This is a genomic window from Acinetobacter sp. HR7 (assembly GCF_000773685.1).
Classification (GTDB): domain Bacteria; phylum Pseudomonadota; class Gammaproteobacteria; order Pseudomonadales; family Moraxellaceae; genus Acinetobacter; species Acinetobacter thermotolerans.
The window spans coordinates 38,049-50,454 of record NZ_JPQO01000167.1 but is presented as its reverse complement, the minus strand read 5'-3'; the positions used below and the strand labels follow the sequence as shown (position 1 = coordinate 50,454).

The 12,406-nt window shown below is 43.8% G+C and carries 8 protein-coding genes; 1 reads left to right on the top strand and 7 read right to left on the bottom strand.

Features of this window, described 5'->3' with window-relative positions:
* Window positions 1-8: 8 nt before the first annotated feature.
* The 5 genes from GW12_RS08570 to sdhC all read right to left on the bottom strand — a co-directional run bounded on the left by GW12_RS08570 (window position 9) and on the right by sdhC (window position 7,040).
* A complete protein-coding gene (locus tag GW12_RS08570) occupies window positions 9-2,831 on the bottom strand; it encodes a 2-oxoglutarate dehydrogenase E1 component (RefSeq protein ID WP_034586445.1) in 2,823 nt (940 codons plus the stop codon).
* Between the two features lie 812 nt (window positions 2,832-3,643).
* Window positions 3,644-4,354 (bottom strand): succinate dehydrogenase iron-sulfur subunit, encoded by a 711-nt coding sequence (locus tag GW12_RS08565; protein ID WP_034586301.1) that lies wholly within the window; start codon window positions 4,352-4,354, stop codon window positions 3,644-3,646.
* Window positions 4,355-4,368: 14 nt separating this feature from the next.
* Complete coding sequence (sdhA, locus tag GW12_RS08560; protein WP_034586298.1) at window positions 4,369-6,264, bottom strand: succinate dehydrogenase flavoprotein subunit; 1,896 nt, start codon at window positions 6,262-6,264, stop codon at window positions 4,369-4,371.
* Window positions 6,265-6,276: 12 nt separating this feature from the next.
* Window positions 6,277-6,642, bottom strand: a complete 366-nt coding sequence (gene sdhD, locus GW12_RS08555; RefSeq protein WP_034586296.1) for a succinate dehydrogenase, hydrophobic membrane anchor protein — start codon at window positions 6,640-6,642, stop codon at window positions 6,277-6,279.
* A complete protein-coding gene (sdhC, locus tag GW12_RS08550; RefSeq protein WP_034586294.1) occupies window positions 6,642-7,040 on the bottom strand; it encodes a succinate dehydrogenase, cytochrome b556 subunit in 399 nt (132 codons plus the stop codon). Before sdhC ends, sdhD begins: the two co-directional genes overlap by 1 nt.
* A gap of 1,012 nt (window positions 7,041-8,052) precedes the next feature.
* Here sdhC and gltA point away from each other — a divergent pair.
* Complete coding sequence (gene gltA, locus GW12_RS08545; RefSeq protein ID WP_034586290.1) at window positions 8,053-9,327, top strand: citrate synthase; 1,275 nt, start codon at window positions 8,053-8,055, stop codon at window positions 9,325-9,327.
* A 103-nt stretch (window positions 9,328-9,430) separates the two neighbouring features.
* On the opposite strand, the gene GW12_RS08540 is transcribed toward gltA, so the two are convergent.
* Window positions 9,431-10,879: a VWA domain-containing protein gene (locus GW12_RS08540; RefSeq protein ID WP_034586285.1), complete on the bottom strand. Its 1,449-nt coding sequence runs from the start codon at window positions 10,877-10,879 to the stop codon at window positions 9,431-9,433.
* On the bottom strand, window positions 10,867-12,369 hold the full coding sequence (locus tag GW12_RS08535; protein ID WP_034586282.1) for an AAA family ATPase: 1,503 nt from the start codon (window positions 12,367-12,369) through the stop codon (window positions 10,867-10,869). Before GW12_RS08535 ends, GW12_RS08540 begins: the two co-directional genes overlap by 13 nt.
* Window positions 12,370-12,406: the final 37 nt, after the last annotated feature.

Below are 12,406 nucleotides of genomic sequence, written 5' to 3'. Positions count from 1 at the left end.
CTCCTGGATTATTCAGCATCGATCGCTAGAGCGTCGTTAACGAGCTGAGCTTGTTGTTTTGCATGCAAATATGGTGAACCACACGCTGGAGCTGCAGAAGCTTCACGGCCAGCGTAGCTAATACGAATCTGTTTACCAGACTTCATCACATCTTCGTACAGACGTGGAGCGATGAACAGCCAAGCACCTTGGTTCTTCGGCTCTTCTTGAGCCCATACCAGTTCAGTGACATTTGGATATTGAGCCAGAACTTCAGCAAGACGTGCTTCTGGGTATGGATACAATTGTTCGATACGAACGATTGCAGTGTTGTTCAATTCTTTTTCACGACGTTTTTCTAGCAGGTCGTAGTAAACCTTACCACCACACAGTACCAGACGAGTTACGTCAGACTTGTTGATGTTATCAACTTCGTCTATCACAGTTTGGAATGTACCATTTGCCAGCTCATCCAGGTTAGACACAGCTAACTTGTGACGCAGCAATGACTTAGGTGACATTACAATCATTGGTTTACGGATCGGACGGATTGCTTGACGACGCAATGCATGGAAGATCTGAGCAGGTGTAGTTGGTGTTAACACTTGCATGTTTTCTTCAGCACATAATTGCAGGAAGCGTTCCAGACGTGCAGATGAGTGCTCTGGGCCTTGACCTTCGAAGCCGTGTGGCAGAAGCATAGTCAAACCACATACACGTTCCCATTTGGTTTCACCAGATGAGATGAACTGGTCAATTACAACCTGTGCACAGTTAGCGAAGTCACCGAACTGAGCTTCCCAGATGATCAGGCTCTTAGGCAGAGTAGTTGCATAACCGTATTCGAATGCCAGTACTGCCATTTCAGACAGTAAAGAGTCATAGATCGCAACACGTGGTTGATTTTCTTTGATATGGCAAAGTGGGATATATACAGAACCATCTACCTGGTTATGCAATTTAGCGTGACGGTGTGAGAATGTACCACGACCCACGTCTTCACCAGTTAAACGTACCAGGTAACCTTCGTCTAGAAGTGTTGCATAAGCCAGAGTTTCAGCAGCACCCCAGTTCAGTGGCATTTCACCAGTCTGCATTTTCAGACGGTCATCAATCACTTTAGATACTTGGCGCTGCATCACGAAGCCTTCTGGAAGCTCACGCATTTTACGACCAAGTTCTTTCAGACGATCTTCTGGGAATGTAGTATCCCAAACGTCTGTGTATTCGTGACCCAGGTAAGGCGTCCAGTCCACGAACATTTTCTTGTTCGGTTCAAGTACAAGTGCATTCGCAACGTGGTTACCAGCTTCAAGGTCAGCACGGTACTGCTCTACCATTGCATCCGCAGTAGCGCGGTCAAGAACGCCTTCTTGTACAAGTTTGTCAGCATACAATGTACGAGTAGTCGCTTTTTTGGTGATCACTTGGTACATCAATGGCTGAGTTGCAGCTGGTTCGTCCGCTTCGTTGTGACCACGACGACGGTAACAGAACATATCAATGACAACGTCTTTACGGAATGTATGACGGAAGTCATGTGCCAATTGAGCAACAAACAATACAGCTTCTGGATCATCACCGTTCACGTGGAAGATCGGTGCTTGGATCATTTTCGCGATGTCAGTACAGTATTCTGTAGAACGTGCGTCACGTGGATCAGAAGTGGTGAAACCAACCTGGTTGTTCACAACGATGTGAACTGTACCACCAACAGTGTAACCACGAGTTTGTGACATTTGGAAGGTTTCTTGGTTGACACCTTGACCTGCAAATGCTGCGTCACCGTGAACGATGATTGGTAATACGTCATCACCACCGATATCTTTACGACGTACTTGACGAGCACGTACAGAACCTTCAACTACAGGTCCAACGATTTCAAGGTGAGATGGGTTGAACGCCAATGCCAAGTGAACTTCGCCACCCGGAGTCATCACGTTAGAAGAGAAACCTTGGTGGTATTTAACGTCACCAGAACCTTTTTTGTTCAGAGATTTACCTTCGAACTCACCAAACAGGTCAGCCGGGTTTTTACCCATGATGTTCACAAGCAGGTTCAGACGGCCACGGTGTGGCATACCGATCACAACTTCTTTACAACCTACCGAACCTGCGCGTTGAATCACGGCATCAACCATCGGAATGAAAGACTCACCGCCTTCAACACCGAAACGTTTCGCACCAACGTATTTGTTACCTAAATATTTTTCTAAGCCTTCAGCTGCAGTTAAACGTTCTAGGACGTGTTTTTTCTGATCTGTAGAGAAGTTGAATTTGCCACGTGCACCTTCAAGACGTTGTTGGATCCAACGTTTTTCTTTGGTGTCCACGATGTGCATGTATTCAGCACCGATAGAACCACAGTAAGTGGTTTCTAGTGCTTCAAGAATTTCAGCAAGGGTTGCTTCTTCTTTACCAATTGCAAGGTTGCCAGTATTGAATACTGTGTCCAGGTCAGATTTAGTCAGACCGTGAGCATCCAGTTCCAGGTCAAACGCCTGTTCGCGTTTTGCCAGACCTAGTGGATCTAGTTTCGCCTTTTGGTGACCGCGGTTACGGTATGCTGCAATCAGTTGCAATACGCCGATTTGACGACGCTCATGCTCAGAACTTACTGCACTTTGTACAACAGGCTGAATACGGTTTGAGTTGCGACCTAGAAGAAGGAATTGCTCACGTACATTGCTGTGTGGTTGATCACCTTTAGGGAATTTACCGAAGTATTCCTGCCAGTCAGCACCCACTGATTCTGGAGCGGTCAGATATTGCTCATAAAGCTCTTCAATATACGCTGCACTATCAGCGCTTAATTCAGTGTCAAGACGCAATGCGTCAGCAACTTCTTGCATTTGTGGACCCATTTCCTATTGCAAAAACATTTTCAGGATGCTTTTTAAGCAAAACCCAGGATTTGTAATGTCAAATTGGTAATATGACATTAGTCCCCCATAAGGCATAAGCCATGAGGCGTTATCACCACATCAAGACCAAGGCTTGACGTGTTTAATGAACAATAACGCCCCTCAGCGGCATCATCACTCATTGAATACCCGATCGTGACCGGGCAATTTTTTGCAAATCGACTTAGAAAAAACAACGATTTAAGCCTAATTTTTTCTAAAGCGACTCCACCATACATTTATATACCAAGTGTCCCTCTTCCCATGTTTAAAAAATGTACGTAGAAAGACTCTTTTTTAAATATGCTTGTACGCTAAATGCTAACACGATCTCGACTAATCAATTGATTTTTTTGACAAGAAACGTATATTTTTTAGTCAAATACACCACCCTGGAATTACTCTATCATAAGTGGATTTAAATGAGAAACCGACTAAAGTTCTACATCCCATTGATAAACAAAAAGAGAGTAAATTTTCCAATCCACTCCCTTCAAAATAATGCGTTATATAATAACATTATTACGCAACATTTTCAGGTCAGATTTCCCCCTAAAACCCCTAAATAAATCGAATCCGATCAAATGAGTGCACAAAGTTGAGCAGTATGCTCTGAAATAGCGCATCACCCCGCCCTATTGCATAAGACAGAATACTGAAAACACCAGCTTTCCACTTCACCTGTCATTTTACGTGCCCCTATAAAGCAAAAAGCACACCAAGTGGTGTGCTTTTTGACAAACTGTTATATGCAGTCTGGATTAGCCAGCCATATCTAGAAGCATATTACGGATGTGACCAATTGCTTTAGTAGGGTTCAGGCCTTTAGGACATACAGATACACAGTTCATGATTCCTTTACAACGGAACAGAGAGAATGGGTCGTCAAGACGAGCCAGACGCTCTTGAGTCGCTGTATCACGTGAATCGATGATGAAACGGTATGCATTCAACAATGCTGAAGGACCCAGGAATTTGTCCGGGTTCCACCAGAATGATGGGCATGAAGTTGAACAACATGCACATAGAATACATTCGTACAGACCATTCAGGTGTTCACGTTCTTCAGGAGACTGCAGACGCTCTTTAGGCGGCGCAGGCTGGTTGTTGATCAAGAACGGGTGAATTTTGTTGTACTGATCATAGAACTGGTTCATATCAACTACAAGGTCTTTGATTACTGGAAGACCTGGCAGCGGACGGATTGTAATGGTTTCTGGCAAATCATTCAGGTTTTGCAGACATGCAAGACCGTTTTTACCATTGATGTTTACACCATCAGAACCACAAATACCTTCACGACATGAACGACGGAACGTCAAAGTTTCATCTTGTACTTTCAATGCTAGAAGTGCATCAAGCAACATACGGTGCTTGTCAGTCAACTCAAGCTTGAAAGTTTGCATGTATGGTGCTGCATCCTTATCAGGATCGTAGCGGTAGATATTAAATGTACGAGTACCTCTACTCATCTCACATCTCCTAATTAGAATGTACGTGGTTTCGGTGGAATGGCATCAACCGATAAAGGTTTGTAGCGAACTGGCTTGTACTCAAGATGGTTGTCAGCAGAGAACCATAATGTGTGCTTCATCCACTCATCATCGCGACGACCGTATGGGTATTCTGGGTGATCAGGTGGCAATTCGAAATCAACAACCGTATGTGCACCACGACATTCTTTACGGGCAGCAGCAGAAATCAGAGTTGCTTTCGCTACTTCGTATAAGTTTTCAACTTCAAGCGCTTCGATACGTGCCGTGTTGAAGACTTTAGATTTGTCTTTCAGGTGGATGTTGCGAACACGTGATTCCAGCGCAAGAATCTGTTTAACACCTTCTTCAAGCAGCGCAGTTGTACGGAATACACCAGCGTGGTCTTGAACGATGTCACGGATTGCGTCAGCAACTTCTTGAGCATTTTCACCTGAAGTAGATTCGTCAAGTTTACGAACACGCTCAAGTGTTTTCTCAAGTACAGTTGTAGGAAGTGGCGCGTACTCATCACCGTGGTGTTTAGTCACGTAGTCGATGATGTGTTCACCAGCTGCTTTACCAAATACAACAAGGTCAAGCAGAGAGTTTGTACCCAGACGGTTTGCACCGTGTACAGATACACATGAACATTCACCAATTGCGTAGAAACCTTTCACTGGTTTAGTGAAGTTACGATCAGTATTCACAGTATAAGTATCTGTGTTTTTATCGTAATGAGTCACTAGAGGAGCAGTTTCATTGCCTTCTGGTACTACAACCTGACCATGGATGTTAGTCGGAATACCACCCATTTGATAGTGAATTGTAGGTACTACAGGAATTGGCTCTTTGGTGATGTCAACGTTCGCGAATTTCTTACCAATCTCGAATACAGATGGCAGACGTTTCATGATGGTTTCAGCACCCAGGTGAGTCATATCCAGCAGGATATAGTCGCCTTTAGGACCACAACCACGACCTTCTTTGATTTCCTGGTCCATTGAACGTGATACGAAGTCACGAGGAGCCAAGTCTTTCAAAGTTGGTGCATAACGTTCCATAAACGGTTCGCCGTCTTTGTTACGAAGGATCGCACCTTCACCACGACAACCTTCAGTTAACAGTACGCCTGCGCCCGCAACACCTGTAGGGTGGAATTGCCAGAATTCCATATCTTGCAGTGGAATACCAGCACGAGCCGCCATACCAAGACCGTCACCAGTGTTGATATAAGCGTTAGTCGATGCACGGTACACACGACCAGCACCACCAGTAGCAAACAATGTTGCTTTCGCTTGGAATACTGCGATTTTACCAGTTTCTTGGTCGATCGCTGTCACACCAAGGACATCGCCTGCTTCGTTACGGATCAGGTCAAGCGCGATCCATTCGACGAAGAATTGAGTACCCATTTTCACGTTGCTTTGGTACAGCGTGTGAAGCAGTGCGTGACCTGTACGGTCGGCAGCAGCACATGCACGTGGAACCGCTTTTTCACCGTAGTTTGCAGAGTGACCACCGAATGGACGCTGGTAGATTGTACCGTCTGCGTTACGGTCAAATGGCATACCTAGGTGTTCAAGTTCATAAACAACTTGTGGCGCTTCACGAGTCATGAACTCAATTGCGTCTTGGTCACCTAACCAGTCAGAACCTTTAACAGTGTCATAGAAGTGGTAGTGCCAGTTATCTTCTTGCATGTTACCAAGAGATGCACCAATACCACCCTGTGCAGCCACAGTATGAGAACGTGTTGGGAATACTTTAGTCAGTACAGCAACTTTCAAACCAGCTTGAGCAAGTTGGTAAGAAGCACGCATACCTGAACCACCACCACCGACAATCACTGCGTCGAAAGTTAAATGTGGAATATTTGTGTAGTCTTCTTTAGGGGTTATAGCGCCCATGATTGTTTCCTATCAATTCGCCCAAAAAATCCGGATAGCCCAGATTGCATATGCAAATACAGCAATGATCACTGCTGAAGTCAGTACAAGGCGTAAACCTGAAGCCGATGGACCCATTTGACGAGTAGTCACATAGTCAGTGAATACCTGCCACATACCGATCCAAGCATGCGCAACAAGAGATAAGACTGCCAATAAAGACATAATCTTCATTGGTAATGTCATCATAAAGCCGTACCATTGCTCGAAGTTGAAACCACCATTCAGTAGGATCCAACCCAATACCACAACGGTATAAACAGCTAAAACTACAGCACTAATGCGTTGGATAAACCAATCACGAGAACCTGAACCTGTTAAACCAGTAGCACTTTTCATTAGAGTACGATCCATACAAATGCTGCAACGATACCGATAGCAGACAAGATTAATGAAATAGTAGCTGCAGTACGACCGCTTTGCAGTTCCTCTGCAACGCCGATATCTGCCAGTAAGTGCTTAATACCAGTGAACAAATGATAAATTAAGCCGGCTACAAATACCCATACAACGAAGCGGACAATGAAACCATTAAAGATTTCTTGCACTTGTGCAAAACCTTCAGGTGAAGACAATGATTTGTCTAAAATCCATAGAAGGACCGGTACGAGTAAAAATACGATTACACCCGAAAGACGGTGTAGAATTGATGCAATAGCCACAGGTGATTTTAAGTTTACTTCTAAAACTTGACCCATGGACAAATTGACAGGTCTGTTGCTTTTCACAGCGGGCATCCTGTAGTTAAAAACTCCATCCGGAGTTTGTTGGAATTAATTCGAAGGAAAGCTGGCATTATTAGACAAATACATGCCTAAACATAAAACGACACTGAATTATAAAACGCTAAATATTAAAACACAAACAACTCTATTTCGCTTTTTCACTAAAAAATATTTAAATAAGAATCATTAACAATTAAAAGTGCAATTCCCGCCCTTTCAAATAGTTAGCGTATGATGTTTATTTCTTTGTTTTTTAAAAATAAACCTGATCAAATCAGTGCAGTATATATAGTTAACAATATTGTCTATACTTTAGACTAAAGGAGAAGATTCAACCACTTAAGTAAGCCATTGAAAATATCACTCAAATAAGCCAATACTTCTTTTAATCTGGTACATCTTATATATAAGGAAGGATACCATTTGAGTCTAAATATTTTGCTGACGTATTCGATGATATTTAACCTTATTTAATTGAGTCCACCATCTTATTAATTCCCCTCTGCTCTTTAATTAATAAAAATGTGACAAAAATCTCACAAATATATCTTCACACAATATTATGGCTGTTCCAAATCAGTCATTTTTTAACCAAACAATCATTTTAATGAAAAGTGTTAAGCGCTTTTAATTATAAAACTGAACAAAAACAACAAGACTTTAAAAGTTAGCTAAGTCGCGAAATTTATATAGTTTTGCGAAGGGTTCTCATCTGAAAGCTGGATTTATAAACATTTTTTTACGATTAAACGATGATGATTATTGCTACAAACAATGTTTTTTTTCTGCACCTAAAGATATTTTTACCTTATTATACCGCGTTGATGCTGTGATTTTCATGAAAGCTTTATACAGAGATTATGTGACTAAACCACTGTGTAATGTCATTTTTTATCCATAAGTATAATTGACAAAATTTCAGTACTCACTAATCTTATAGCAATTTTTTGATCCGTCCGTTTTGTGCATTAAAAGATTGATAGACAACTCGGATAAACATTCACCAGGACAGGAGATCTATTGAATGTCTGAAGCAACTGGCAAGAAAGCCGTTTTACAGCTTGATGGCAAACAAATTGAACTACCAATTTACAGCGGCACATTGGGCCCAGATGTAATCGACGTTAAAGATGTATTGGCTGCAGGTCACTTTACTTTTGATCCTGGTTTCGTGTCTACAGCGGCGTGCGAATCTAAAATCACATTCATCGATGGCGGTAAAGGCGTTCTTTTACACCGTGGTTACCCAATCGACCAGTTAGCAACTAAAGCAGACTACCTAGAAACTTGCTACCTGTTGTTAAATGGCGAGCTTCCAACTGCTGAACAAAAAGCTGAGTTCGACTCTAAAGTTCGTAACCACACTATGGTTCACGACCAAGTTAGCCGCTTCTTCAATGGTTTCCGTCGTGACGCTCACCCTATGGCGATCATGTGTGGTGTGGTTGGTGCGCTTTCTGCGTTCTATCACAACAGCCTGGACATCGAAAACATTGACCACCGTGAAATCACTGCAATCCGTCTGATCGCTAAAGTCCCTACTCTGGCTGCTTGGACTTACAAATATACAGTTGGTCAACCATTCGTTTACCCACGTAACGACTTAAGCTACGCTGAAAACTTCCTGTACATGATGTTTGCTACTCCAGCAGACCGTGACTACAAAGTTAATCCAATTCTTGCGAAAGCAATGGACCGTATCTTTACGCTTCATGCTGACCACGAACAAAACGCGTCTACTTCTACAGTACGTCTAGCGGGTTCTACTGGTGCTAACCCATATGCATGTATCGCTGCTGGTATTGCTGCGCTATGGGGTCCTGCACACGGTGGTGCGAACGAAGCTGTTCTTAAGATGCTGGATGAAATCGGCACTGTAGAGAACGTTGCTCCGTTCATGGAAAAAGTGAAAACTAAAGAAGTTAAACTCATGGGCTTCGGTCACCGTGTGTACAAAAACTTTGACCCACGTGCGAAAGTAATGAAAGAAACTTGCGACGAAGTGTTAACTGCACTTGGTATCAACGATCCACAGCTTGCACTGGCTATGGAACTTGAACGTATTGCACTTTCTGACGAATACTTCATCAAACGTAACCTGTACCCTAACGTAGACTTCTACTCAGGTATCATCCTTAAAGCGATTGGTATCCCAACAGAAATGTTTACTGTAATCTTCGCTCTTGCACGTACAGTGGGTTGGATCAGCCACTGGTTAGAAATGCACAGCGCACCTTACAAAATCGGTCGTCCTCGTCAGCTTTACACTGGCGAAACTCAACGCGACATCAACCGTTAATCCGGTACGCGTCGAAAGACCCAAAAAACCGCCCCTTCGGGCGGTTTTTTTATGACTAATAAAATTAAAATCCTATCAGAGATGAGCTCTCGCTAAAAAAACCTTATGCATTCGGCTCCAATTCAATCACTTTTCCGGTACTGGACTGGTAAATCCACTGATGATCAAACAATCCTTTATCGAGATGATCAAAGCGAAAACCTCCAATCGCGACTCCATAAAAGCCAGCGCCCTGCTGCTTCTGCAGATCAATTTTTTCCATCAGCTCTGGACTGAGCTGCCCCATAATAAAGTCAGAAATCACGGCGACATCGGCATTTTGAAATTCCGGCCGTTCCAGCATCTCGACTGCATGCTCCATCACAGGAATAATATCGGTGCCACCATGAAAGGACTGACTGAGGAAATGGATCAGATCGTCTAATGCAGTATTGGTATTTAAACTGAGTGCCGTCAAATTGGTAGAGAAATTAATCAGGTACATCGGGCGCTTATCCCGCATCGCCTGAATGCCTAGGTATAGGCAAATGGCTTTGGAAATCAACTCCGGCTGACCATGCATGGAACCGCTGGTATCCAGACACACGATCATCGGCCCTTTCTGCCCAAGCTTTTTCTTGGCATGCCGAGAATCTTCAATCACCCGCCCCGACTGCTGCCCCTGCATATGGAAGCTCATCAGGTTGGATTCAAGGAACTTTAAGTCAAATAAAATCTGCAGGTCTGGATCGGACAGTAATGCCAGTTCATTCGGTAGTGCCAGATTCAAGGCTTGTCCCAGTGCAATGCCGGTGATTTCTTCATGGGCCACTTGTTGTATCTGTTCCTGTGCCTGAATATCATATTTGGCAGCAAGATTTTTACGGGGATAACAGGATGGCTGTGCCGAGCCAATCATCCGGCACAGGCGCATCAGCTCTGCATCTTCTTCCAGATAGCGACTCCACTGCTCAAACTGCTGGACATCCTGCTGGGTCAGCTTGCCACTGGAATAATCCAGAAAGATGCCAGTATCTGCGCCGAAACTATCCTTATATCGAGACATTTTTTGTAGTGAAGCCAAGAAGTCTTTTATCTCTTCTAAAAATGCATCCCGCAATAATGCCAGCTGTTCAAACTCCCAATGTGCTACCGCTTCCGTAAGCTTACGTTGCCATTTTTCTTTCAGCAACTGGAACTGCAACTGAGTGACGCTGTGCTTCGCCTGTTGCAGCTGATACTGCCAAAAATCGCTTAGATCTGGCAGACCAATTTGCTGAGTAAAACTTTGGTATTGCTCCAGCATCTGCTGAAACTGTGCTGCATTAACCTGCTCTAGTTGCAGCCAATATTCCAAATGCTGCTGCGCTTCCTGATAAGGATGCTGTTCATCCAGATTATTTTTGGCCTGATAGGCCCACTCCTGCACTTTTTCATCCAACCGCTGTGCCGTTTTATGGTCATTCAGCCAATGCTTGAGTGTGGACTGGTGCAGTTCATCGTATAGTTGATCGGTCAGCCTTTCTAATGATTGCTGTGTCTGTAACGGTGAACGCAGGTTTAGCTTCTGCATAACTGTTCCAGACGGGCACAATCCTGCATCTGCAGCTGATAGCGTTCCAGCTGTTGTTGCATGCCTTGTTGTAGTTGCTGAATATCTGCTTCCTGCACAAAAGGTGAATCAAGGGCAGCTCTTTCTGTTTTGAAACGTTGCTGAATGCGGACTACATCTGCCTGCAGTTTCTGTTCCAGTTGTTTAAGTTGCTGCAGCAGATCAATACGCACTTCGCTGGCTACACTGCTACGTGTAGTGCCTTTACTGTGTTTGATATAAGGCGAAACGGTTTCCTCTAATCCGTAATAGCCCCCTTTCAGGGTACAGATGCGCGATCCGTTAAAATTACACACAATACCACGGATTTCTTCACCGCTTTCATCCACAGCAAAGAAATCTTTTTTGGTCCCCATCTTGTTTAGTTCCAGATACAGCACCTTATCCTTATAGTGATGATCCAGATTGGTGACAGCGCGTAGATATTCTTTACCACGGATCAAATAGCTTTCATAAACATCATCGGTATAGTAAAAGCTGTTCAGGATATTCTGCTCCAGCATTTCTTTCTCTATGGTTAGTGCTTCCAGCTCTGATTCAAAAGCCAAACCCGTTTCTAGGATGGCGTTCTCTACAGCCTGATTGACCAATGGCACATCTTCCACCTGATTCCAGAGACAGTGCTTGAGAATAAATAGATCATTCAACTGCACCTGACTACGCTCATTTAAAAAAGCGGCGGCTTTAACCAGATAGGCAATTCGTTGCCAGCGACGGTCTGAAACATAAACCTGATGATCTTCATAGCTGTGATTCAGTCGCTGCTTGATCTCATCAAATACTGCCAGCACATGTGCTGGCAGCTCGACCTCATGCATCTGATTACGCCACTTAGCCAATTCATGTTTTTTAATTTTTAGGGCTTCATCAACTTCAGGCTTAGCGCGTGCCGGCTTGGTTTGCAGCAATGCATGAAAATTGGTTGCCTGCTCAATCGGAGGCACAGTCAGGCGTAAAATAAAGCGGTCATATAATGCATCCAATCCCTGATTCGGTTCTGGAATCTCATTGGAGGCACTCATCAGCACTTTCAGCGGCACCTGCTGAATCATATCGCCATTTTTAAAGATGCGCTCATTCACCAGCGTTAACAGGGTATTCAGAATGGCCGGGCTGGCTTTCCAGATTTCATCCAGAAACGCGAAATCCGCTTTGGGTAAATAGTGCTCGGTTTTGCGAATGTACTGGTCTTCTTTGAGAGCCTTAATCGAGACTGGCCCAAAAATTTCTTCCGGCGTACTGAAACGATTCATCAGATATTCAAAATATTCTGCCACTTCAAAGGCGCAGGCTATACGACGTGAAATCAGGCTTTTTGCCGTCCCCGGATGACCATACAGAAAGGTATTCATGCCCGCTGCACCTGCCAGCAGGCTCAGGGCGATAATATGTTCGCGCTCATACATATTTGCACTGATGGCGGAAATGAGAGTATGGATGCGCGCTTTCATAAATGGACTACCTGTTTGGAATCAAACCATTGTAACT

Excerpts from the sequence above, each read along its gene's own strand:
- GW12_RS08570 (WP_034586445.1), bottom strand. The coding sequence starts at position 2,831 with ATGCAAGAAGTTGCTGACGCATTGCGTCTTGACACTGAATTAAGCGCT.
- GW12_RS08565 (WP_034586301.1), bottom strand. The coding sequence starts at position 4,354 with ATGAGTAGAGGTACTCGTACATTTAATATCTACCGCTACGATCCTGAT.
- sdhA (WP_034586298.1), bottom strand. The coding sequence starts at position 6,264 with ATGGGCGCTATAACCCCTAAAGAAGACTACACAAATATTCCACATTTA.
- sdhD (WP_034586296.1), bottom strand. The coding sequence starts at position 6,642 with ATGAAAAGTGCTACTGGTTTAACAGGTTCAGGTTCTCGTGATTGGTTT.
- sdhC (WP_034586294.1), bottom strand. The coding sequence starts at position 7,040 with ATGCCCGCTGTGAAAAGCAACAGACCTGTCAATTTGTCCATGGGTCAA.
- gltA (WP_034586290.1), top strand. The coding sequence starts at position 8,053 with ATGTCTGAAGCAACTGGCAAGAAAGCCGTTTTACAGCTTGATGGCAAA.
- GW12_RS08540 (WP_034586285.1), bottom strand. The coding sequence starts at position 10,879 with ATGCAGAAGCTAAACCTGCGTTCACCGTTACAGACACAGCAATCATTA.
- GW12_RS08535 (WP_034586282.1), bottom strand. The coding sequence starts at position 12,369 with ATGAAAGCGCGCATCCATACTCTCATTTCCGCCATCAGTGCAAATATG.